Origin of the sequence: Nitrospirillum amazonense, assembly GCF_029594735.1 — a bacterium.
In the GTDB taxonomy this organism is placed as follows: Bacteria; Pseudomonadota; Alphaproteobacteria; order Azospirillales; family Azospirillaceae; genus Nitrospirillum; species Nitrospirillum amazonense.
The window spans coordinates 2134094-2156508 of record NZ_JARPAF010000002.1; the positions used below are offsets into that span (position 1 = coordinate 2134094).

Annotated in this window: 17 protein-coding genes; 4 read left to right on the forward strand and 13 right to left on the reverse strand. The window is 66.2% G+C overall.

Features of this window, described 5'->3' with window-relative positions:
* Positions 1 to 246: 246 nt before the first annotated feature.
* Together P5F91_RS15795 and pepF are read right to left on the reverse strand one after the other, a co-directional pair.
* Positions 247 to 1116, reverse strand: a complete 870-nt coding sequence (locus tag P5F91_RS15795; RefSeq protein WP_244909247.1) for a 50S ribosomal protein L11 methyltransferase — start codon at positions 1114 to 1116, stop codon at positions 247 to 249.
* Between the two features lie 223 nt (positions 1117 to 1339).
* Entirely contained in the window at positions 1340 to 3229 is a 1890-nt protein-coding gene (pepF, locus tag P5F91_RS15800; protein ID WP_277907580.1) for an oligoendopeptidase F, read from the reverse strand.
* Between the two features lie 211 nt (positions 3230 to 3440).
* On the opposite strand from pepF, the gene P5F91_RS15805 reads away from it, so the two are divergent.
* Positions 3441 to 5036 (forward strand): tetratricopeptide repeat-containing glycosyltransferase family protein, encoded by a 1596-nt coding sequence (locus P5F91_RS15805; protein ID WP_277907581.1) that lies wholly within the window; start codon positions 3441 to 3443, stop codon positions 5034 to 5036.
* Here P5F91_RS15805 and P5F91_RS15810 read toward each other — a convergent pair.
* Positions 5033 to 6133, reverse strand: a complete 1101-nt coding sequence (locus tag P5F91_RS15810) for a 2OG-Fe(II) oxygenase family protein (protein ID WP_277907582.1) — start codon at positions 6131 to 6133, stop codon at positions 5033 to 5035. The genes P5F91_RS15805 and P5F91_RS15810 overlap by 4 nt on opposite strands.
* Positions 6134 to 6277: 144 nt before the next feature.
* Entirely contained in the window at positions 6278 to 6922 is a 645-nt protein-coding gene (locus tag P5F91_RS15815; RefSeq protein ID WP_277907583.1) for a TetR/AcrR family transcriptional regulator, read from the reverse strand.
* Between the two features lie 106 nt (positions 6923 to 7028).
* On the opposite strand from P5F91_RS15815, the gene P5F91_RS15820 reads away from it, so the two are divergent.
* Positions 7029 to 7670, forward strand: a complete 642-nt coding sequence (locus P5F91_RS15820; RefSeq protein ID WP_277907584.1) for a YbhB/YbcL family Raf kinase inhibitor-like protein — start codon at positions 7029 to 7031, stop codon at positions 7668 to 7670.
* A gap of 2 nt (positions 7671 to 7672) precedes the next feature.
* Here P5F91_RS15820 and P5F91_RS15825 read toward each other — a convergent pair whose 3' ends face one another.
* Both P5F91_RS15825 and P5F91_RS15830 read right to left on the reverse strand, forming a co-directional pair.
* Positions 7673 to 8953: a hypothetical protein gene (locus tag P5F91_RS15825; RefSeq protein WP_277907585.1), complete on the reverse strand. Its 1281-nt coding sequence runs from the start codon at positions 8951 to 8953 to the stop codon at positions 7673 to 7675.
* Position 8954: 1 nt separating this feature from the next.
* On the reverse strand, positions 8955 to 11369 hold the full coding sequence (locus tag P5F91_RS15830; RefSeq protein ID WP_422394468.1) for an ATP-dependent helicase: 2415 nt from the start codon (positions 11367 to 11369) through the stop codon (positions 8955 to 8957).
* A 221-nt stretch (positions 11370 to 11590) separates the two neighbouring features.
* Between P5F91_RS15830 and P5F91_RS15835 the strand changes: the two genes are divergently transcribed.
* A complete protein-coding gene (locus tag P5F91_RS15835; RefSeq protein ID WP_050898563.1) occupies positions 11591 to 11947 on the forward strand; it encodes a hypothetical protein in 357 nt (118 codons plus the stop codon).
* 183 nt (positions 11948 to 12130) lie between these two features.
* Here the strand turns inward: P5F91_RS15835 and P5F91_RS15840 are convergent, their stop codons facing one another.
* The 6 genes from P5F91_RS15840 to P5F91_RS15865 form a co-directional block, all read right to left on the reverse strand.
* Positions 12131 to 13177, reverse strand: a complete 1047-nt coding sequence (locus tag P5F91_RS15840; protein ID WP_145611656.1) for a GGDEF domain-containing protein — start codon at positions 13175 to 13177, stop codon at positions 12131 to 12133.
* A gap of 344 nt (positions 13178 to 13521) precedes the next feature.
* A complete protein-coding gene (locus tag P5F91_RS15845; RefSeq protein WP_004273812.1) occupies positions 13522 to 13869 on the reverse strand; it encodes a methyl-accepting chemotaxis protein in 348 nt (115 codons plus the stop codon).
* A gap of 265 nt (positions 13870 to 14134) precedes the next feature.
* Positions 14135 to 15718: a phosphoglycerate dehydrogenase gene (gene serA / locus P5F91_RS15850; protein ID WP_145611655.1), complete on the reverse strand. Its 1584-nt coding sequence runs from the start codon at positions 15716 to 15718 to the stop codon at positions 14135 to 14137.
* A gap of 112 nt (positions 15719 to 15830) precedes the next feature.
* A complete protein-coding gene (locus P5F91_RS15855; protein ID WP_145611653.1) occupies positions 15831 to 17000 on the reverse strand; it encodes a phosphoserine transaminase in 1170 nt (389 codons plus the stop codon).
* Between the two features lie 170 nt (positions 17001 to 17170).
* A complete protein-coding gene (locus P5F91_RS15860; protein WP_277907586.1) occupies positions 17171 to 18877 on the reverse strand; it encodes a hypothetical protein in 1707 nt (568 codons plus the stop codon).
* Positions 18878 to 19285: 408 nt separating this feature from the next.
* The gene (locus P5F91_RS15865; RefSeq protein WP_145611649.1) at positions 19286 to 20092 is read right to left on the reverse strand and encodes a PhzF family phenazine biosynthesis protein; all 807 of its coding nucleotides are present in this window, start codon (positions 20090 to 20092) and stop codon (positions 19286 to 19288) included.
* Positions 20093 to 20216: 124 nt separating this feature from the next.
* Between P5F91_RS15865 and P5F91_RS15870 the strand changes: the two genes are divergently transcribed.
* On the forward strand, positions 20217 to 21602 hold the full coding sequence (locus P5F91_RS15870; protein WP_277907587.1) for an aminotransferase-like domain-containing protein: 1386 nt from the start codon (positions 20217 to 20219) through the stop codon (positions 21600 to 21602).
* Here the strand turns inward: P5F91_RS15870 and thiD are convergent.
* Positions 21599 to 22411, reverse strand: a complete 813-nt coding sequence (thiD, locus tag P5F91_RS15875) for a bifunctional hydroxymethylpyrimidine kinase/phosphomethylpyrimidine kinase (RefSeq protein ID WP_277907588.1) — start codon at positions 22409 to 22411, stop codon at positions 21599 to 21601. The two genes, P5F91_RS15870 and thiD, sit on opposite strands and share 4 nt — an antisense overlap.
* Between the last annotated feature and the right edge of the window lie 4 nt (positions 22412 to 22415).

Sequence of the window (22415 nt, forward strand, 5' to 3'; positions counted from 1 at the left end):
GCCGCGACTTACCGGCGCCGGTCGCCCGATGCCGTATCCGTTGGGCTGTGCGTCCGTGCAGGACGGCAGCGCCCAAGGCCTTCGTGATACGCTTGGCAACCCACCCCTGTCTGCCGCGTTTACATACGCGTTACATGAATTTACAGGCGTGAAAACGCGCCCGGAAATGACGAACGCCGGCCCTGGACGGGACCGGCGTTCAACCTCCTGAAATTTTGGATTTCTGGAAATTTTGGACTGGGGGGCTCAGCCCTTCATCACCAGCGTGTTCCACTCGCCGATCTGATAGCGACGCACCAGCTTCAGACCCTGGCGGCGGTGAGCGGCGATGACCAGCTTCTCCTGCCGGGCCAACAGGCCGGACAGCACAGCGACACCGCCCGGGCGCAGGTTGCGGCGCAGTTGCGGCGCCATGCGGGCCAGGGGCCGCGCCAGGATGTTGGCAACGATCAGGTCATAGGGGCCCTTCTGCCGCACAATGGGAGTGCGGTAGCCATCGCCGCCGCGGCAGGTCACCAGCTTGTCCACCTTGTTCAGGCGGGCGTTCTCGGCGGCGATCATGATGGACAGGGCGTCGATGTCCACCGCCGCCACCGGGGCGTGCCACAGCTTGGCGATGGCGAAGGCCAGGATGCCGGAGCCGCAGCCCATGTCCAGCGCCCGGGTTACGGGCATGGACTTGTTGAGGTCGCTCAGCGCGCGCAGGCAGCCCTGGGTGGTGGCATGCTCACCGGAGCCGAAGGCCATGGCGGCCTCGATCAGCAAGCCGATGGCGCCGGCGGGCACCGGCTTTTTATGATGGCTGCCGTGGACGAAGAAGCGGCCGGCGCGGATGGGCGGAAAGCTGAGGTAGGTCTGGGTCACCCAATCGATGGGGGCCAGCGGTTCCACCTCGATCTGCGGCTGCGGCACGCCCAGGGCCATGGCCAGTACGGTGACGCGGGCCACCAGGCGGGACTGGTCGGGCTCGCCATGGCTGGTGCCCTCGATCAGCCAGTTGCCGCCCTCTTCCAGCTCGAAGGTGGAGACGGCGTCGACATGGCTCTCCAGCACCTGGGCGAAGTTCTGCACCACATCCTCATGCACCGTTAGTGCGACCCGCCACATGCCCGACATCACCACACTCCCGCAAAATCATGAAAGCCCATGGCAAAAGGTTCCGGCGGGCTGCCCCGCCGGAACCTGCTGTTTCTCTATAGACGGTGCTGATTCGCCTGTGAAGCCTCATACATATCCCGGCCGGACAGCCGGGATATGTATCGGACGCGACCGCGTCCGCGGCCCAACGGGCCGTGAGCCTGCGTGGCGTGTGAACGCAGCCTTCCGCCAGGAAGGCGCCTCAGTTGTCCTTCTGATCCAGCAACCGTTCCATCTCGGTGATAACGGCGTCCATGCGGCGCACCAGCGCCTGGTAGGGGGCCGGCGAGGCCATGTCTAGGCCGGCCTTCCTCAGCACGTTGACCGGATAGTCCGACCCGCCGGCCTTCAGCGCCGCCAGGTAGGTGTCACGCGCCGCCGGCCCACCGTCGCGGATCTTCTCCGTGAAATAGGCGGAGGCGGAAATGGATGTCGCGTACTGATAGACATAGAAGGGCCGGTAGAAATGGGGAATGAAGGCCCATTCCGCCGCGTACACCGGATCGATCTGCATCACGCCCTGGTCGGCGCCGTGGTACTTGCGCAGCAGACCCAGGTAGATTTCCGTCATGCGCTTGCCCGACATGGGCTCACCCTTCTCCACCGCGTCATGCACCTGCAGTTCGAACTCGGCGAACATGGTCTGACGGAAGAAGGTGGCGCGGATGGTCTCCAGCTCATTGCCCAGGTATAGCAGCTTCTCTTGCTTGGTCTTGGCATTGGCCAGCATGTAGTCGGACAGCAGGAATTCGTTCGCCGTGGACGCAATCTCCGCCATGAACAGGGAATAGCCCGCCAGCTCATAGGGCTGGGTGCGGTTGGCGAAGGTGGTGTGCATGGCGTGGCCCCATTCATGGGCCAGCGTGGAGACGGAGTTGTAGTTGTCCTGATAGTTCAGGAAGACAACGGGGTGCAGCCCGTAGACGCCCGTCTGGTAGGCGCCGGACTGCTTGCCCTCTTGCGGGTAGGCATGCATCCAGCGATGGGCGAAGCCGTCCGCCAGCGCCTTCTGGTAGTCGTCCCCCAGCGGCTTCACCGCCGCCAGCACCAGCTTCTCGCCCTCCTCGACGGGGAACTTGGCGTCGGACGACACCAGGGGCGGATAGATGTCGTAATAGTGCAGGTCGGGCAGGTTCAGCATGCGCTGCCGCAGCTTGAAATAGCGGTACAGCGTGGGCAGGCCCTTGTTGGCCTCGGCCACCAGGGTGCGGTAGACGCCCTCGGGGATGTCGTTGTTGGACAGCGAGGCCGCCACCGCCGACGGGTAATGGCGCAGCTTGGACTGGATGACATCGCCCTGCACCGTGTTGCCCAGGGTGGAACCCATGGTGTTGGAGTATTGGCCGAACTTGGTCCAGAAGGCGTCGAACACGGCCTTGCGCACGGCGCGGTCCGGATCCTCGCGATACTTCTGGTAATTGGCCTGGGTCAGCTTCACCGACTGCCCATTGGGAAGGGTGATGGTGGGCCAGTCGATGTCGGCGTTGGACAGCAGGTTGTAGGTGGTGCCGCCACCGCCCAGCGCCGGGCTCAGCGCCGCCAGCACCCCCTCGGCCTCCGCCCCCAGGGTATGCGGCTTCAGGCGCAGCGCGTCATGCAGGGCGAAGCCGAACTTGGCCAGCTTGGGCTCGGCCTTCAGGTAGGCGTCGACCTTGGCGGCGCCCAGCGCCTGGATCTCCGGCGACAGCCAGGCGGTGGCGGCCGAGACCTCACCCGACAGGTCCTGGGCCAGGCCGTCCCGCTCCTGCGCCGGCGCGTCGCGCGTGTCGGTGCTGGCGATGGTGCTGGCGTAGGTGCCCACCTGCTCCAGCTCATGATAGACGCTGTAGATAGCCTCCAGCGCCGCCAGCGTGGCGGCCGGCCCCTTGGCCAGCGTGCCCTTGTACTTGGCCAGGCCCGGCAGTTCGGCCTTGATCTTGGCCCGCGCCGCATCCCAGTCCGCCGGCGACTTGTAGTAGTCGCTCAGGTCCCAGATGTATTTGGGATCGACCTTGGGATCATCCGTGGCGCGCGCCGGCAGGGTCAGCGCCAGCAGGGAAATGGTGGACGCCGCCGCCAGGACGGCGCGGCGTAGAGTGATCTTGCCCGACATTAAGCAAAGCCCCCGATGTTCATGGGCGGAAGCCGGCGACACGGGCTCCGCAGGTTGGCCCTTTATATCAGGCACTTGCGGCCAAGGCGCGGGATGGTTTGTAACACGGGCGTAACGGCGGGGTCCTGCGGCCCACCCGTCCAATTGCCTTGAATTGCCGCCGGGCAGCCGGTCTTATCATGGCACGCCACGGCAAGGACCGGCCCCAGAGATGAGCACCCCCGCAGCCCTGTTCCGAGAAGCGCTGACCGCGCACCGCGCAGGTGACCTGTCCCGGGCGGCGGCGACCTATCAGCGGGTGATCGAGCTGACGGGGCCGGAGCGGCAGGAGCACCGCGACGCGCTCGGCAACCTGGGAGTCCTGCGCCTGACCCAAGGGGATGTAGCCGAGGCCGACCGCCTGTTCCAGGCAGGCCTGGCCATGGCACCCCGCGACGCCGCCCTGCTGGACAACCGGGGCATCGCGCTGAAGTCCCTGGGCCGGCTGGCCGAGGCGGCGGACCACCACCGCCAGGCCATCGCCGCCAATCCCGGCCATACCAACGCCTACAGCAATCTGGGCGTCTGCCTGACGGAGCAAGGCGACCTGCAGGGCGCCCGGCGCTGCCTGGAACGGGCGGTGGCGCTGGCCCCGGGCAGCGCCGATTCCTGGCACAATCTGGGCAAGGTGCATGAAGGGCTGGGCGACAGCCCCGCCGCCATCCAGGCCTACCGCCGTGCGGTGGCGGCGGACGCGGCCCACCGGCCCGCCTGGATCAATTTGGGCACGATCCTGGACCACACCGGCGACAGCATCGGCGCGCTCGCCGCCTATGATGCCGGCCTGGCGCTGACCCCCACCGACGCCAAGATCCGATGGAACCGGTCGCAGGTCCTGCTGAAGCTTGGCCGTCTGGCCGAGGGCTGGGCCGAAGCCGAATGGCGCTGGACGGGCAATGCGGGCTTGGCGGCGCAGCGCCGCCCCTTCGCGATACCCCTGTGGATGGGCGAGGATTTGGGCGGCGGCACCTTACTGGTCCATTCCGAACAGGGCTGGGGCGACACCTTGCAGATGCTGCGCTTCGTGGCGCCCGCGACGCGGGCCGCCAACGCGCACCTGGTGGTGGAAACGCGGGCGGAACTGATCCGGCTGATCGAGGCCAGCTGGGATTTGTTGGACCTGGCGGCGGTTCGCCCCACCCTGCTGCCCCTGGCGGCGGACTTTCCCGGCATCGGCGGCCTGCCCCCGGCCGATGCCCACCTGCCGATGATGAGCCTGCCCGGCCGCCTGGGCGTCACGCTCGACACCCTGCCCGGCGCGTCCGTCCCCTATCTGCGGGCGCCGGAAGACAGCCGCCTGCGATGGGCCCCGCGGATCGCGCAGGGCCGGAACGGCCGACGCCTGACCGCCGGGCTGGTGTGGCAGGGCAATCCCGGCCACTGGAACGACCGCCGCCGGTCCCTGCCGCCGGAAACGCTGGCACCGCTGCTGCGCCGCGCGGATATCGCCTGGCACAGCCTGCAGAAGGACGGGGCGCCGGTGACCGGGCTCATCCCCCTAGGACCGGACCTTACCGACTTCGCCGAAACGGCGGCGGCCATCAGCGCCTTGGATCTGGTCATCACCGCGGACACCGCCGTGGCCCATCTGGCGGGTGCTTTGGGGCGGCCCACCTGGCTGCTTCTGCCTTACGTGGCGGAGTGGCGGTGGATGGACGATCGCCCGGACAGTCCCTGGTACCCGTCGATGCGCCTGTTCCGCCAGCCGGCACCGGGCGACTGGCCGGCCGTGATGGCGGCGGTGGGGACGGCGCTGGATAGGCTTTAGTCGGTGGACTCGGCGGCGGCCTGGGCTACCCGCTCACGGTATTCGCGCTGCTGCCGCTCCCCTGCCTCATCGAACAGGAAGGGCAGATAGGCGTAGCGGCGGCCCCGGATGACCGGCAGGGCCTCATGCAGCAGGCTGCAGGAGAAGACCACGGCGCCGCCGGTGGGCGCGCGGTAGGTATGGGGGCCGAATTCGGGGAAGCGCAGTTCCCCACCCTCATAATCTTCCGTGTTCAGGTTCAGGGTGACGGCGAAGCGGCGATGGGCGGTGCCGGCGGAGGTGTTGTCGCGGTGCGGCCGGAAATAGCCGCCCTCCGCCGCGTCGTAACAGGCGACCACGTGGCGCTCCATGCGCGTGGCCTCGAAGGCGAAGGCCTGGCGCACCTGGGGCAGCAGGCGGCGGGCGATGCGCTGGGTTGCGGCTTGGCACAGCGCCTCCTCCTCCATGAAATAGTCGCGGCGGCGCTTGCGGCTATAGTCGTAGACACCCACCAGCCGGCCGTCGACCTCGTCCATCACGCCGGAATCCAAACCGCCGCGATCCTGATGCAGGGCGATCAGCAGGCGGCAGAAGTCGGGCTCGAACACCCGGGGCACCACCAGCACGGGCGCCTGCACCGCCATGCCGGCGTGCAGATCCGGGGGCGGCAGGGCCGCCACCGCTGACATCACCCGGTCCGCCTCGGCGGCGGGTGCCGCCATCAGGACCCGCAAGGTGGGGTCCAGCAGCAGCCAGAAGCCCGTGTGGACACCATCCGCCCCGACGGCGCCATAGCCCCGGCTGAGGCTGAAATCGTAATCCAGGAAATAGCGGATACCGGGCAGCTGTGGGGTGACTTGGCCGGCGGCATCGTCACCGGGGTTGGTGGTGACGCCAAAAAAGCAGACCCGGTCGTCATCGAACAAGGCGCGGTTCGCGGCCACCGCGCGCAGCATGCCGGCACCCGCCGCCTCTCCGGCCGACCCGAAGAAGCCCAACAGCACATGACGTCCAGCCACCGTATCCAGCGCGAACCGGGGGTGCTTGTGGGTGGGACCGTTGAACCACGGCACGGGCTCGCCGCAGACGAACCGTTCCCAAGGACCTGATGCCGACATCGCTGACCTGACTTCCAACCGCGCCTCGTGATGGCCACCATAGCAGCAACCTGGCCCCTGGCCGCCAGTGGGCGTTTTAGCAGGGGGGCGCTTTAGCAGGGGGGCGTTCTACCAGGGACGTTCGGTCGCTGCCCCGGCGGCGTGTCAGCCTCCGGCCACCGCCGCCGCGAGATAGGCGGAGAGCACCAGCCGCATCTCCTGGAACAGGGCCGCGGCCTCCGCCTCCTCCGCCAATTCGGGAACGGTCTTCATCAGGTGCAGCACCATGACCGAGAGGAGGTCGGCCCGTTCCGCCGACAGTCCAGGCGCATGGGCGGACAGCACGCCGGCCATACGGCCACGGATGACACCGCGCAGGTACTGCCGCCGGTTGGCACCGTCCACCCGGGCATCCATCAGCACCTTCAGGGCGGTGCGCTCGCTTTTCAGCGCCATCATCAAATCCAGCAGCGCATCCGCCATCTGGGCCGCCGTCAGCGCGGGCGCCCGGGCAGCGATGGCATCCAGGCCCGCCCCCGCCCGTTCGCCATAGCGGTGCAGCAACCCCTCGGCCAAAGCCTCCTTGGACGGGAAAAAGCGGTAGAGGGAGCCGATGGCCGTGCTGGACCGCGCCGCGATCTCCGTCATGGTGGCGGCGTCATAGCCTTTTTCCGCGAACACCACGGTGGCGGTGTCCAGCAGGGCGGCCACGCGCTGCCGCCCGCGCGCCCGTTTGGGCGCCCGCCCGGCTGCGTTGGGGGCGGCATCGGGGGCGGCATCCGCGGCGGCTGTTGACTTTTGCGAGGACATCCTCAACTATCCGTTATGCGAGACCATCCTCGCATAACACGGGCCGCCGCCGCCGTCACCTCCTCACCTGGGCGCCCCCTCACCACCCTGACGCGGGAGGAACCGCATGAGGACCACCCTGGACAGCGGCCTGCCCCCCTTGATCCTGGAGCGCGGCCACGGCATGCGCCCCGCCGCGCCCAAACGCCATTGGCTGGGCCGCTTGCTGCGGGGCCTGCGTGCGGGGGACGCCCGCCTGGTCGTCAACCATCCCCTGGTGAAGGATGCGCCGGCCAGCCTGTGCCTCAGCAGCCCCGCCTTCGCCGACGGCGCGGCCATTCCCCGCCACCATGCCGGCAGCGGTGTGGGCGAGAACCTCTCCCCGACGCTTACCTGGACGGGCGTGCCCGCCGGCACGGCGGCCTTGGCCCTGGTGATGCAGGACCCGGATGCGCCCTTGCCCCGGCCGGTGACCCACCTGCTGGCCACGGCCATCGCCCCCAAGCGCAAAGGTTTCGAAGAGGGGGAACTGTGCCCTCAGGTCGGCAACGGCGTCATCCTGGGCCGGGGCCTGTTCGGCCGCGTCGGCTATGCCGGGCCGCGTCCGGTGCGCGGCCACGGCCCCCATCGTTACGTCTTCCAGCTGCTGGCCCTGGAACACCCGCTGGCCCTGCCGGACCTGCCCAGCCTGGCCGACCTGCTGGCCGCCCTGACGCCCCAGACCGTGCTGGCCTGGGGCACCCTGACCGGCACGTACGAGCGGCTATAATGTTACTCTTTACTTATCTTATCAAGTTCATGCTTAAATACTTCGGCAGCAGTTCGCATCCAAGTTACATCTCCTATCTTTGACAAGACAGGAACAATTCCCACAGCGGTGAGACTTGCCGCCAACAATCCAACAACTGCTGTTTTGGATATCACTTTAGATGCTTCTTCAATTGTCTTCTTTATAGAAAGATCCATGAACTCAGCACCATAGCTGAATATTCTTGCTATTAAATTCTCAATAGTTCTAATTATGGCAAATACAGTTTTCTTTCCTGCGCTACGCGGATTTCGAACTAAAGATTGCAAGAATAGTATTATCTTTGGAACATCTGGATCTACAATATCTTCCTGGTGGGAAAGCTTATTGGCAAGCTGAGAAGCAATATCAGAAACATATTGTATTTCTTGATCTGATAATTCTATTTGTAGTGCATTCTCTGTGAATTGGACCCATTCAGGGAATTGTGCTAAATATAGCCTTATATTAAGAGCTTGCGATGTAAGCATTCCGGCAATTGCATTGGGCAATTCATCTACAAATTTAGCGCAGGTTGCCTCCATCTCAATATTTAGCATGCCAATTTGAATAATATTAACATTATCGGCTATTTTTTCATGCATTATCTGAACAATCTCGACAAGCCTCCTGTCGCAGTTCGAATCATTCAGGTTTTTAATGAGGCGAACACCACTTTCTGCCAAAGATTTTCTGGCAGATTCAATATTATAAGAATTACCAGATTCTAGATTCGCCTTCTGTTGCAATATAACTAGCTTATTATTAATTATATCAAATTGCGCAGGAGCGACTTTCTGCTCCGGTATAATTTCTAATAATTCACGCGCCACATCCGATTCTCTTTTTACAAAGGACGCAGGCTGCCCCAACATGTTGACTCGAATAATATCCAAAAAAATTTCCATTGCATCGTGCAATGGAATACGCTTCCGATAAGAAAGATTCTTGGTATATCGTGAATCAGACCAGGCCGACGGGATATCGATACTCTCCCTTGACAAGAACGACCTGTAAAAATCAGTGCGCATCAACGATTTCGCCCAAAACTCCACCGACTCACCAATTTCATTATTCTTAATTTTGCTTTCCCTATCAGCAACATAGGCATCGATCAGAAACAATATTCTGCCGATTCCATCAGAAAAATCTACATATCCAGACAGACCTCTGGCTTGGTGCCCAGCAGCAACACGATCTGCCCTAGTCCTTACGGCCACAGCAATACCGCGAAGAAGGTTGGAAATATCGCCCCTTGGCATCATCTCACCCCGCCTGGTCCGCCGGCATGACGAAGCTGTCCATGACCTTCTTCGTGCCGGAATGCTCGAAATAGATTTCCAGCTTGTCGTTCTCAACCGCCTTCACCACGCCGTAGCCGAACTTCTGGTGGAAGACGCGGGCGCCGGGGCGGAAGGGGGCATCGGGGCGGGCGCGCGGGGTGACGTCCAGGGCCGTGCCCTCGATCAGGCGGCTGGTGCGGTTGCCCGCAGGCGCCTGGCGTCCCATGCGGTTGAAGCTGTCGCTGAAACTGTCGCTGCGGGCACCCCAGGAGGAACCACCCCGGCTGTAGCCGCCATCGCCGCCGGCCATTCCCTGCCCCCAATGGCCTGAAGTCAGGCCGGGGTCGTTCTCCACCGCGATGTGCTCATCGGGCAGTTCACCGATGAAACGCGACGGCAGGCTGGTGGACCAGGTGCCATGGATGCGGCGGTTGGCGGCGTGGCTGATGTAGACGCGCTTGCGGCCCCGGGTGATGCCGACATAGGCCAGGCGCCGTTCCTCCTCCAACCCCGCGATGCCGTTCTCATCCAGGGTGCGCTGGCTGGGGAACACGCCCTCCTCCCATCCGGGCAGGAAGACAACGTCGAACTCCAGGCCCTTGGCGCCGTGCAGGGTCATGAGCGAGACCTGGGCGGAATCGACCGTCTCCGCATTCTCCATCACCAGGCTGACATGCTCTAGGAATCCTAGCAGGTTCTCGAACTCGCCCATGGCGTTGACGAGTTCCTTCAGGTTTTCCAGGCGGCCCGGCGCCTCCGGCGTCTTGTCCTCCTGCCACATGCGGGTGTAGCCGCTCTCATCCAGGATGGACTGGGCCAGGTCGGTGTGGCGCACGGTGTCCATCTGCGCCCGCCAGCGGGCGAAATCCTCCACCAGGCCGCGCAGGGTGCCACGCACCTTGGGCTTCAGCTCATCCGTCTCCGTCAGGCGCCAGGTGGCCTCCAGCAGCGGCACGCCCAGCACCCGGCTGGTCTGGTACAGCTGCTGGATGGTGGCGGGGCCGATGCCGCGCTTGGGCGTGTTGATGATGCGCTCGAACGCCAGGTCATCGGCTGGCTGGGCCACGACGCGCAGATAGGCCATGGCATCGCGGATTTCCAGGCGCTCGTAGAAGCGCTGGCCGCCCACCACGCGATAGGGCAGGCCCAGGGTGATGAAACGCTCTTCGAACTCGCGGGTCTGGAAACCGGCGCGCACCAGCACGGCCATCTGGTCCAGGCTGGTGCCCTTGCGCTGCAGCGCCTCCACCTCGTCACCCACCCAGCGGGCCTCGCTGTCGGCGTCCCACAGGCCGCGCAGGCGCACCTTCTCCCCGCCCTCGGCCTCGGTCCACAGGGTCTTGCCCAGGCGGCCCTGGTTGTGGGCGATGACGCCGGCAGCGGCAGCCAGGATATGGCCGGTGGAACGGTAATTCTGTTCCAGGCGGATGACCTTGGCGCCGGGGAAGTCCTGCTCGAACCGCAGGATGTTGCCCACCTCCGCCCCGCGCCAGCCGTAGATGGACTGGTCGTCGTCGCCGACGCAGCAGATGTTGTGGTGCCCCTGGGCCAGCAGGCGCAGCCACAGGTACTGTGCCACGTTGGTGTCCTGGTACTCGTCCACCAGGATGTAGCGGAACCGGCGATGGTAATCCGCCAGCACATCCGGATGCGCCTGGAACAGGGTGATGTTGTGCATCAGGAGGTCGCCGAAGTCGCAGGCGTTCAGCGTGCGCAGGCGGTCCTGGTATTGGCGGTATAGGGTCAGCACCTTGCCGCCGGCGGCCTCGCCCGCGTCTTCGGGACGCAGGCGGTCGGGCGGCAGGGCCCGGTCCTTCCACCGCTCGATGACCGACAGCAGCAAACGGGCCGGCCACTTCTTGCTGTCCACCCCCTCTGCCTCCATCAGCTGCTTCAGCAGGCGCAGCTGGTCGTCGGTGTCCAGGATGGTGAAGCTGGAGGTCAGGCCCACCAGCTCGGCATGGCGGCGCAGGATGCGGGCGGCCAGGGCGTGGAAGGTGCCCATCCACCAGCCCTCGGTATCCGTGCCCATCAACGCGCCCACGCGCTCCCGCATCTCACGCGCCGCCTTGTTGGTGAAGGTGACCGCCAGGATGTTCCAGGGGCTGACGCGTCGGGTCATGAGCAGGTGGGCCAGGCGGGTGGTCAGGGCCCGGGTTTTCCCCGTGCCGGCGCCCGCCAGCACCAGGACGGGGCCGTCCAGCGACTCCACCGCCTCGCGCTGCGCCGGGTTCAGCGCGTCGAGATAGGCGGGCGACCAGCCGGCCGGCCCATGGAAAGGCATGGGCGGCGGCGGGGCCGGCGCGGGGCGGGGCGCGGCGGTGAAGGGCACAACCTTCTCAGGCTCGTCCTTCTTGGGCGGGGCGGGCGGGTCCAGACGGGAAAACAGATCGGTCATGATGGGAACATATATAGCACAAGGTCCCCTTCCGTCTGCCCCCACGATGGCGTTTCCCCTGCCTTCTCCCCCATTCCGCCAGGATGGCCTCCCCTAAAGGCTGGGCACCTATCCCGTTGCACAAGAGGTTCATATGGTGGAAAGATGATGGTCACCATGACAAAGCCGTTCGTACGGTCCGCGCCCCTCCGGCGGCGGCCGGCGAAGCGGGGAGTGAACCGATGAACCTGCGCTTGAACGACACCAAGACGCTGCAAGCGATCGGCATCCTGGCCGACGTCCTGGACGATCTGTCGGGGCCGGAGCGGCTGGAATGCCTGATGGCGGCCAACGCCCTGCGCCAGGTTTTGGAAACCCGGTCGGAGAATGCGCTGGTCTTCGCCCGCGAGGCGTTCGAGTCGCTGGAGTCGGACGTGCGGCACCAGATCCACACCGACGCCACCGAGGCCGCCATCAAGGTGGTGGCCGCCACGCGGGCCCAGGGCACCCTGCGCGCCACCCGCGACCGCAAGTCGACCGGCAGCCCCTTCCTGGACGCCATCAACGCCGGCGGCATGAAGACCGAGCGCAAATGGTGAGAGGGCTGAGCGCCTCTCTCCCAATCGCTACTCTTTAGCCCCTAAAGCTCAACGGAGCGCCGCGACAAGGCTGCGACTGCAGCCGCCACAGATTTCCAGGGGCAGATTTCCGGGAAGCGTCAGCGGACTGGAAATCGAGGATGAGGCAAGCGGGCGGATGCCCGCGCCCGCCGTTTGAGGGACTCAAACAAAAGCCGCTTCGGTGTCCACGTGGGCGCGCACTTGGTTACGGCCTTCGTGCTTGGCCATATAAAGCGCTTCGTCCGCACGCTGGACGAAACGGCCCAGCGATTCCCCCGGCTCATACAGCGCCACGCCCACCGACAGGGTGATGTTGCCGATGGCGGCGCCCGAGGTGCGCTTGACGATGCGGCGGTTGGCGATGGTGGCCCGCGTCTTCTCCGCGAAAGCCAGCGCCTCGTCCAGGGTGCATTCCGGCATGATGATGGCGAATTCCTCGCCGCCGAAGCGGGCGGCGGTATCGCGGCCGCGCACGGAGTCCTTCAGCGTGCGCCCCACCAGCTTCAGCACCTGATCGCCCACGACATGGCCGTGATTATCGTTGAATTTCTTGAAGAAATCGATGTCGATCATCAGCAGGCACAAGGGCCGGCCGTCCTCCATGGCGGTGGCGGCGGCCTCGCGCAGGGCCTGGTCGAACTGCTTGCGGTTGGCCAGATCCGTCAGGGCGTCGGTCATGGCCTCGCGCCGCACGGTGTCCAGGTCGCGGCGCATGGTTTCCAGCTGTTGCGCGCTGTCGCTCAGCTGGGTCTGCAGGAATTGGTTGCGCACGGCCACGCGCTGGGCCTGTTCGGTCATGGCCCGGATGACGCCGCGCAACTGGTCCAGCGTTTCGGACAGATCGACCTGCCCTTGGAATACCTTCAGGGCCGCGCCGAAATTGCCCACGTCGTTCCCGGCGGACGCGACGGCGCCGGTGACGCCGGCCAGAGCCTCGGTCAATTTCACGCCGATCTCCTGGATGGCCTGGATCTCGTCATCGGCGGCGAAGAACTTGTGATAGAGGTCGGCGCAACGCGCCTCGGTGAAGGGCAGGCCGTTGCTGGCGATGATGTCCACCGCCCGGGTCAGGTCGGGATAGCGGCCGCTGCAGTAGGCATACCAGACGGTGAAGTTGTGCGGGTGCGGGGCCACCGCCTCGGCGCGCATGCGCTCCATCGCCCGTTGGGCGAGGTGGCCGGCAGCCTGTGGTCCCTCCGCGAACAGCACGTGCTCTCCCTACGCCATCTGGTCCGGGGCGCGATCCACGGCCCCTTCATGCGGGCTGGGCGGTTCTCGGTTCGCTACCCCTATGGGTAGCCTTTTTCAGGGCGGCCGCCCGCCGCCCCTACCCCGTAAGAATAAGTCACAAAACGGCGAGGATGGAAACGGCGGAAAATCGGAAAGAGTCGCCATATCCGAAATTGTTCGTTGCCCCCGAGGCCGTGCGATCAAAGGGCGCACTCAAAAAAGCGTGTGACGTGCGCAAAGAAACAGGCCCGCGCCTGAGGGTGCACCCCCCGCGCGGGCCCGCGAATACAAGGGCGACTCTTGAACAAGCCGCCGCCGCCTTATCAGGCGGAGGTGATCGCCCGTTCGACCAGCTGGCCCAGATGCTGGGTGCGCTTGGTCAAGCTCTGCAGAACGGCGGAGATTTCCGCGGTGGCGGCGGCGGTCTGGCCCGACAGGTTCTTCACTTCGCCGGCGACGACGGCGAAGCCCTTGCCAGCTTCACCCGCGCGGGCGGCTTCGATGGTGGCGTTCAGGGCCAGCAGATTGGTCTGCTTGGCGATGGCGTCAATCTGCTGGGCGACGGTGCCCACCTTTTCGATCTCGGCGCGCAGACCTTCCAGTTCCCGGCTGATTTCCTGGAGGGCGGAGGACAACTCGGTCTTCGACAGACTGGTGGGCGTGGAGCTCATCGATGGCACCTGAGGTTGATTAGGGTGTCGCTGGATCGGTGGCCGGGAATGGTGGCCGGGTGTCCCCTGCCGGGACGGCCAACCCGGTGCCTTCTAATACCACAGAAGAACAGGGGCCGGGACGCACAAAATCAACCCTTGCGCATATAGCCGGATTTATTTGGTTCGGTTTCGAAACAATCTTGACGCGAAGCCGTGGGCATAAGAAAAGGCCGCCCCAGATCCTCCCCGGGGCGGCCTTCCTGATCATGAAGCGGGTTGCGCCTCAGGCCTGGAAGCGCAGGGCCTTGGCGCGGACCACGCTGGGCAGGCCCTGGATGCGTTCCAGCAGCCCGTCCCCCACCTCCTGGTCCACCGACACCAGGGCGATGGCGTTGGCGCCGGCCTCGGTGCGGCCGAGGTGGAAGGTGGCGATGTTGACGCCGGCGTCGCCCAGGGTGGTGCCCAGCTTGCCGATGAAGCCGGGCTTGTCCTCGTTGCGGATGAACAGCATGTGCTCACTCAGCTCCGCCTCGATCGGCACTTCTTCGATCTGCACGATGCGGGGCTTCTCACCGCCGAACAGGGTGCCGGCCACGGTGCGGGTCGCCCGCTCGGTCTGCACCACCACGCGGATCAGGGTCTGATAGTCGGCGGCGTCATCCCGCTTGGTCTCCGCCACCTTGATGTCCCGCTCGCGGGCGATGACGGGGGCGTTGACCATGTTGACCGACGCCAGCAGGGGCGACAGCAGGCCCATGAGGACGATGGCGGTCAGGGGACGGGTGTTCAGGTCGGCGACCTGGCCCTCATACTCCACCGTCACCGACTTCAGGCCGGTCTCGGTGATCTGGCCGGCGAAGCCGCCCAGCTGCTCGGCCAGCTTCATGTAGGGCTTCAGCTTGGGCGCGTCCTCGGCCGAGACCGAGGGCATGTTCAGCGCGTTGACCACGGCGCCGGTGACCAGGAAGTCGGACATCTGCTCGGCCACCTGCAGGGCCACGTTCTCCTGCGCCTCGGTGGTGGAGGCACCCAGGTGCGGCGTGCAGATGATCTTCTCATTGCCGAACAGGATGCTTTCCTTGGCCGGCTCTTCCGCGAACACGTCCAGGGCGGCGCCGGCGACATGGCCGCTGTCCAGCGCCGCCTTCAGGTCGGCCTCGACAATCAGGCCGCCGCGGGCGCAGTTGATGATACGCACGCCCGGCTTGGTTTTGGCCAGGGCCTTGGCGTCCAGGACGTTGCGGGTGGCGTCGGTCAGCGGCGTGTGCAGGGTGATGAAGTCGGCGCGGCGCAGCAGTTCGTCCAGCTCCACCTTCTCCACGCCCAGGTCCTGGGCACGCTCGGCCGACAGGAAGGGGTCGAAAGCGACGACGCGCATCTTCAGGCCCACGGCGCGGTCGGCGACGATGGAGCCGATATTGCCGCAACCGATGACGCCCAGGGTCTTGCCGTACAGCTCCACACCCATGAAGCGGTTCTTTTCCCACTTGCCGGCATGGGTGGAGGTGTTGGCGGCCGGGATTTCACGGGCCAGCGCGAACATCATGGCGATGGCGTGCTCGGCGGTGGTGATGGAATTGCCGAACGGGGTGTTCATGACCACCACGCCGCTGGCCGTGGCGGCAGGCACGTCCACGTTGTCGACGCCAATGCCAGCGCGACCGACCACCTTCAGGTTGGTGGCGACGGCCAGCACTTCCTTGGTGACCTTGGTGGACGAGCGGATGGCCAGGCCATCGTATTTGCCGATGATGGCCTTCAGCTCATCGGGCTTCAGGCCGGTGATGACGTCAACCTCGACGCCGCGCTCCTTGAAAATCTCGACGGCGCGGGGGCTCAGGCTGTCCGAAATGAGAACCTTGGGCATGGCTCTGCGATCCTTCTGGAGGATGGGCCGGCGCCGCCCCCGGATGGACTCCGGGTATTCAAGGCGGCGCCAGGCCGTATGTCAGGAAAGGCGTGTAAGACGCTAAGGCGGCTCAGGCGACCAGTTCGGCCGCGACCGTGGCGTAGGCCCAATCGATCCAGGGCAGCAGCGCCTGGATGTCCGACCGCTCCACCGTGGCGCCGCCCCAAATGCGCAGGCCGGGCGGGGCGTCGCGGTAGGCGCCGGCGTCCAGCGCCACGCCTTCCTTTTCCAGCAGGGACGCCACCTTCTTCGCCACCTCAGCCTGGACTTCCGGCGTCTGGCCGGCCAGCTTCGGGTCGGCGAACTTCAGGCAGATGGAGGTGCAGGAGCGGGTGGCGGGCACCTCGGCCAGGAAGGCGGCGGTGGTGCCGGCGGCAACCCAATCGGCCACGGCGGCCAAGTTGCTTTCAGACCGCTCGACCAGGCCCTTCAAGCCGCCCACGGACTCGGCCCAGCGCAGGCCGTCCAGGGCGTCTTCCACCGCCAGCATCGAGGGGGTGTTGATGGTCTCGCCCTTGAAGATGCCTTCGACGATCTTGCCGTCCTTGGTCATGCGGAAGATCTTGGGCAGCGGCCAAGCCGGCTTATAGCTTTCCAGGCGGGCGACGGCGCGGGGGCTCAGCACCAGCATGCCATGGGCCGCTTCACCGCCTAGCACCTTCTGCCAGGACCAGGTGACGACATCCAGCTTGTCCCAGGGCAGGTCCATGGCGAACGCGGCGGAGGTCGCGTCGCAGATGGTCAGGCCTTCGCGATCGGCGGCGATCCACTCACCGTCGGGCACACGCACACCGGAGGTGGTACCGTTCCAGGTGAAGACCACGTCGTTCTTGAAATCGACCTGCGTCAGGTCGGGCAGCTTGCCATAGCCGGCGGTGAAGGTGCGGGCGTCGGCTAGCTTCAGCTGCTTCACAACGTCGGTCACCCAATCCTTGCCGAAGCTTTCCCAGGCGACCATGTCGACGCCACGGGCGCCCAGCAGCGACCACAGGGCCATTTCCACGGCACCGGTGTCGGAAGCCGGGACGATACCGATGCGGTAGTCGGCCGGAATGTTCAGCAGGGCGCGGCTGCGGTCGATGACCTCTTGCAGCTTGGCCTTGCCGGGCTTGGACCGGTGCGAGCGGCCCACCAGGGCACCCTTCAAGGCTTCCAGCGTCCAACCCGGACGCTTGGCGCAAGGACCAGAGGAGAAATTCGGATTCGACGGCCGGCTCTCGGGCTTCGGCGGTACGGTCATGATGCTATTCCTTGCAGAATAGTTGCGCCTCGTTGGGGAGGCGTGTCCCGCCGCGGACATTATGGTCGCCGCGCAAGAACGTCAATCATGACGGCATGGCGGCGACACATTGCTGCCATGCCAGAACAAGCCGCGAAATATCCTTTCGGATGAAGGCTGGGGTAGCGTGATCAGGCCGCCGCATGGGGGATAAGGGCTGGGGGGACCAGGCGGCTCGCGGCCAAATTTTCGCATAGCTTGAAATAGTTGTCCCGCCGCTCTGTCGCGCTCTCGAATCGCTCCAGATAGTTCAAGATGAACTCCGGCCGACGCAGGGCCGTGGTCAGCGTCTCGCTGGCGAAGGTGCGGGCCCTGCCCTCCGGCAAGCCGCCGCAGGTGTTGATCAGGGCCAGCATGCGATCGGCGAAGCCCATGGCCTGGTTGCCGACGATTTCCGTCCGCACCGTCTCGAACAGGGCGCTGTCCAGGATGTCCAGCATCTCCCGCTTGGAGGTTTCGGGCAGGCCGGCGTTCTGGATGCGGTCGGACAGCTCGCTCAGCGGCTGGATGATGTCCATGCGCCGATTCTGGCAGCCCATGTCCCAAACGATGTCGTCCGGCACGATGAGGGAGCGCAGGTAGGGCGCCAGCTTGGCTTTGGCCTGCTTGCCCGGCGCCATGTTCACCAGGCTCAGGACCAGGTTGATCTTGGAATAGGTGCCGCGGGCCAGGGCCATGACATCCGACATGCCTTCCGGCTGGATCAGCTTGTCAGCGCGCAGCGCGATGGCCTCCTGGATTTCCTCGTCATTCACCAGGGTAGGCGCCGTGACCTTCAGGTGGTCCTGGATGCGCACCAGGGCGCGCAGCTCATCCTGGATGTTGCGCTCGCCATGGAACGGCAGGCGGGCGTGCAGATGGCGCAGCAGGCCCAAGCGCAGCTCCGCCAGCGTGCGCGGCAGCACACCCTGCGCCAGCAGCTCCGACAGGGTTATGACGCCCGGCAGATGGCTGCCGGCGGCGTCCATCTCCACCTTGCCCAGCTTGCCGACGTAGAGGTTGATGGCGTTCAGCACCAGCTCGATGCGGTCGGCCTCCTTCCCCACCAGCTCGCGCAAGGCTAGGGAGGAGCCCATGATCTCGGCGGCGATGCTGTCGATGATGCGCATCTCGCGCACCGTCAGCTCGGGGCTGAACAGGCGGAACAGCCGATCCAGCTTTTCCATCCAGGTCTTGCAGCCGGCGAGATAGGCGGCGGTGGCGCGATAGAGGCCGGGGATGGGGTCCGCCCCGCCGGCGGCCAGCTTGTCCGATAACGCCTTCAGGCCGCACGGCGCCAGCGGCGGCACCGGGTTGCCTTTGGCCTTGGCCAACAGGCGGCTAAGGCCGTCGTCCACCATGGCCATCAGTTCCTTCATGCGCGACACAGCACTCTGCTGGCTGCCGCGCACCTGCTGGCTGGCCAGGCGCTGCAGCGCGCCCTGGACCAGGGTGCCGGCATTGTCCAGCGCCCGGGCCGCCACCTCGTAATACAACACTTCCAGCGGGGTCACGCGCACATCGTCCAGATAGCGGGCGAACAGGCCGCGGATGACCTGCCGCTGGATATCGCCGGTGAAATCCTCCGGCTTGTCGCACCAGGAGGCGTCGCGACCTGGGTTGGCGATCTGCAACGGGTCGGTTTCCGCCACACCGGGGCGCAAGCGCTTGCGTACGGTGATGTGGCTCTTGAAGTCGTGGTCCAGGTAATCGCGACGGCGCACGATGCGCACGCCGTCGACCTCCTTGCGGTCGATCAGCAGGGCGGCCGCAGGCTCAATCTGCCGCAGGTCAGGCCCTTCCTTGACCAGAAGCCACTGGTCATTGTGCAGGCTGTGCAGCTCGAACGCGGTTTTCACCGTTCCGACCAGTTGCTGTTGCCTTTCCACCGGGACCCTGGCTCCAACGAATAGCTGGGCGCGGCCGTAGTGTTAATACAGCTTGAACGCCCGGTTTTATGAATGCGTCGCGCATCATCCCGCATCCACAGGGCCGGGTAAACGGCTATGTCCGCAACCACCCCTTCCGTAACCGGCATGCCAGCGAAAACGGAGGGATTTCGCACCCTGTGGTCGGGGTCACCCGGAGCGGAAGGGTCAAACCGTCAATTGGGGGCAGACCAACCGACGCCATACCCCTTCCGACTCCGAAGCATTCGGGCATCCTCCCCAAAAGGTGGGGGCCGGATCAATCGGCTGAACGGCATAGACCGCTCCCCCTTCCAGTGAGAAGCAGTGGGCCGACGCTCGGAACCAGCGGGCGCAGGGTCAGATATGGATATAGCCCTCCAGGAACAGGACAGCGTCGCCGCCGATGCGCACACGATCGCCCTCCAGCCGACAGGTGAGCGCCCCGCCCCGCTGCGACACCTGGCGGGCGGACAGCCGGTCGGTGTTCAGGCGCTGCGCCCAATAGGGAATGAGGGTGCAGTGGGCCGACCCCGTCACCGGGTCTTCCGGCACGCCCTTGGCCGGCGCAAAGAAGCGGGAAACGAAATCCACGCCCGGCTCATCCCCCGGCGCGGTGACGATGACGGCGAAACGGTCGATGCCCAGCAGCCCGGCCATGTCAGGGGTCAAGGCGCGCACAGCGGCGGCATCGTCGTAGACCACCAGGTAATCCCGGGCGGCCAGGATGGCGGCGGGCGCCGGCCCGCCCAGGGCCGCGACCAGGCCTTCATGCACCCTATCCGGTGTCTGAGGCGGGCGGGCGGGGAAGTCCAGGGTGAGCCTTCCCTCCTCCCGCACCACGGTCAGCAAGCCGGCCTTCTGGGTGCGGAACACCACGCGCTCCGTGCCTGGGTGCAGGATGGTCATCATCAGGTGGGCGGTGGCCAGGGTGGCGTGGCCGCATAAGTCGACCTCCACCGCCGGGGTGAACCAGCGCAGGCCCCAGGCGCCGTCATCCTGCGGCCCCGGCGGCACGAAGAAGGCCGTCTCCGACAGGTTGTTCTCCATGGCGATGGCCTGCAGCGTCGCATCCGGCAGCCAGGCGTCCAGCGGCACCACGGCGGCGGGGTTGCCGCCGAACGCGGCGCTGGTGAAGGCGTCGATCTGATAGATGGGCAGGCGCATGGGAAAACCTCCTCCGGTAGGGCGGTAATGACTGTGTCAGCGCATGAAGGCGGATGACAATGGGGACAATTCCGGAATAGAACAGAGATATATCTCCATCAATATCGATATTGTCGCCATGACAATGACCGAGAAACAGCCGCATTGGCTGCCCGACATCTCCCACCGCCCGGGTCCGCGCTATCGCGCCATCGCCGCCGCCCTGCAGGACGACATCGGTAGCGGCGTCCTGCCCATTGGCGCCAAGCTGCCCACCCATCGGGACCTGGCCTGGCGCCTGGGCGTCACCGTGGGCACGGTCACCCGCGCCTACGCGGAAGCCGAGCGCAGCGGTCTGATCGGGGGGGAGGTCGGGCGCGGCACCTTCGTGCGCGACCCTCGGCCGGCGGAGGCACCGGTGGACAACACCGGCGTCATTGATCTTTCGGTCAACGCCCTGGCGCAGCACCCCAACGAGGAACGGCTGCGCCAGGCGCTGCTGGGCCTGGCGTCGCGTAACGACCTGTCGGGCCTCATGCACTACCCGCCTGTGAACGGCAGCGCTCGCCACCGCCAGGCGGGGGCGGCGTGGATTGCCCAGACCACGGGCCTGACGGTTGACCCGGCCCTGGTGCTGCCCACCGCCGGGGGGCAGAACGCCATGCACCTAGCCCTGGCCGCCATCACCCGGCCCGGCGACAGCCTGCTGGTGGAGCAGCTGTCCTATCCGGCGGTGAAGCCCCTGGCCGGACTGCTGGACCTGCGGTTGGTACCGGTGGCCATGGATGACGGGGGCCTGCTGCCCGACGCATTGGAGCAGGCGGCCCGCGCCCATGGTGCCCACGCGCTCTACTGCATGCCGCGCCTGCACAACCCCACCACGGTGACGCAAGGGGCCGACCGCCGCCAGGCGGTGATGGCCGTCTGCCGGCAGGCCGGCATCCGGGTGGTGGAGGACGATGTCTACGGCTTCCTGGCCGACGACCCAGGCCCGCCGCCCCTGGCGACGCTGGATCCGGAGCGGGTGCTGTTCCTGACCAGCCTGTCCAAGAACCTGATGCCCGGCTTGCGCACCGGCTTTCTGCTGTGCCCGCCGCCCCTGATGGACCGCGTGCGCACCCTGCTGCGCGCCACCCTGCTGGGCGTCAACCCGCTGGGGGCGGAGCTGTCGGCGGAGTTCATCCTGTCCGGCGCAGCACTGGAGAGCGCCACCCAGCGCCGCGCCCTGGTAGCGGACCGGCAAGCCCAGGCCCGCCGCCTGTTGCCTGGCGTCCCCTCCGATCCCGCCTGCCCGCACCTGTGGCTGACCCTGCCCGAGCCCTGGCGGCGCGAGGATTTCGCCCGCGCGCTGCTGAGCCGGGGCGTGCGCGTCACGCCGGCCGACGCCTTCGCCGTGGCCCGCGGCGACACGCCCCACGCCGTGCGCATCTGCATCGGTGGGGTGGAGCGGGTGGACGTGCTGGACCAGGGCCTGCGCACCGTGGCCAATCTGCTCTCAGAGCCCGCCGCCATGGGCGATAGTTTTGTTTAGGGAAACGGTCTGACCGTGTGCGTGTGGTTCAGCGGGCCATGGCCGCCGCCGAAGCCGGGCGCGGTGCGGATGGCCGCCTGCACGTAGGCGTGCGCCCGTTCCACCGCCTGGGGCGCGGCCAGCCCCTGGGCCAAACCGCAGGCGATGGCCGACGCCAAGGTGCAGCCGGTCCCGTGGGTGTGCACACTGTCGAATCGGGGGGCGCTGTAGCTGTGTTCCCCACCCCGGGTGACCAGCAGATCGGTGACCACCGGGCCAGCGCGGTGGCCGCCCTTGATCAGCACGGCCTGGGTGCCGAAGTCCAGCAGTCGGTCGGCGGCGCGGCGCATGCCATCCAGGCTGTCCCCCTCGAAACTTTCGAGAGGAAGGCCGGTCAGGGCCGCCGCCTCCACCGTGTTGGGGGTCAGCAGCGTGGCGATGGGCAGCAGCCGCGTGATCGCCACCGACAGGGCGCGGTCCTCCAGCAGGCGCTGGCCGCCCTTGGCCGCCATGACCGGATCGACCACCAGGGCGGGCACGCCCACCTCGCTCAGCACCTCGGCTACCGTCTCGATGACCTCGGCGGAGGCCAGCATGCCGGTCTTGACCGCGTCGGCACCGATATCGGCCAGGCACAGCCGCATCTGCAGGGCGATGAACTCCGGCGGAACGGGCATCACTGCCTGCACGCCATGGGTGTCCTGCGCCGTCAGGGCCGTCACCGCCGTCATGGCGTAGCCGCCCAGCGCCGTCACCGCCTTGATGTCCGCCTGGATGCCGGCGCCGCCGCCACTGTCGGACCCGGCGACGATCAGGACACGGCCGCGCACGGCC

What these genes read in the sequence shown, in the direction of transcription:
- P5F91_RS15795 (WP_244909247.1), bottom strand. Translation starts at nt 1,116, where the DNA reads ATGTCGGGCATGTGGCGGGTCGCACTAACGGTGCATGAGGATGTGGTG.
- pepF (WP_277907580.1), bottom strand. Translation starts at nt 3,229, where the DNA reads ATGTCGGGCAAGATCACTCTACGCCGCGCCGTCCTGGCGGCGGCGTCC.
- P5F91_RS15805 (WP_277907581.1), top strand. Translation starts at nt 3,441, where the DNA reads ATGAGCACCCCCGCAGCCCTGTTCCGAGAAGCGCTGACCGCGCACCGC.
- P5F91_RS15810 (WP_277907582.1), bottom strand. Translation starts at nt 6,133, where the DNA reads ATGTCGGCATCAGGTCCTTGGGAACGGTTCGTCTGCGGCGAGCCCGTG.
- P5F91_RS15815 (WP_277907583.1), bottom strand. Translation starts at nt 6,922, where the DNA reads ATGTCCTCGCAAAAGTCAACAGCCGCCGCGGATGCCGCCCCCGATGCC.
- P5F91_RS15820 (WP_277907584.1), top strand. Translation starts at nt 7,029, where the DNA reads ATGAGGACCACCCTGGACAGCGGCCTGCCCCCCTTGATCCTGGAGCGC.
- P5F91_RS15825 (WP_277907585.1), bottom strand. Translation starts at nt 8,953, where the DNA reads ATGATGCCAAGGGGCGATATTTCCAACCTTCTTCGCGGTATTGCTGTG.
- P5F91_RS15830 (WP_422394468.1), bottom strand. Translation starts at nt 11,369, where the DNA reads ATGACCGATCTGTTTTCCCGTCTGGACCCGCCCGCCCCGCCCAAGAAG.
- P5F91_RS15835 (WP_050898563.1), top strand. Translation starts at nt 11,591, where the DNA reads ATGAACCTGCGCTTGAACGACACCAAGACGCTGCAAGCGATCGGCATC.
- P5F91_RS15845 (WP_004273812.1), bottom strand. Translation starts at nt 13,869, where the DNA reads ATGAGCTCCACGCCCACCAGTCTGTCGAAGACCGAGTTGTCCTCCGCC.
- serA (WP_145611655.1), bottom strand. Translation starts at nt 15,718, where the DNA reads ATGCCCAAGGTTCTCATTTCGGACAGCCTGAGCCCCCGCGCCGTCGAG.
- P5F91_RS15855 (WP_145611653.1), bottom strand. Translation starts at nt 17,000, where the DNA reads ATGACCGTACCGCCGAAGCCCGAGAGCCGGCCGTCGAATCCGAATTTC.
- P5F91_RS15865 (WP_145611649.1), bottom strand. Translation starts at nt 20,092, where the DNA reads ATGCGCCTGCCCATCTATCAGATCGACGCCTTCACCAGCGCCGCGTTC.
- P5F91_RS15870 (WP_277907587.1), top strand. Translation starts at nt 20,217, where the DNA reads ATGACCGAGAAACAGCCGCATTGGCTGCCCGACATCTCCCACCGCCCG.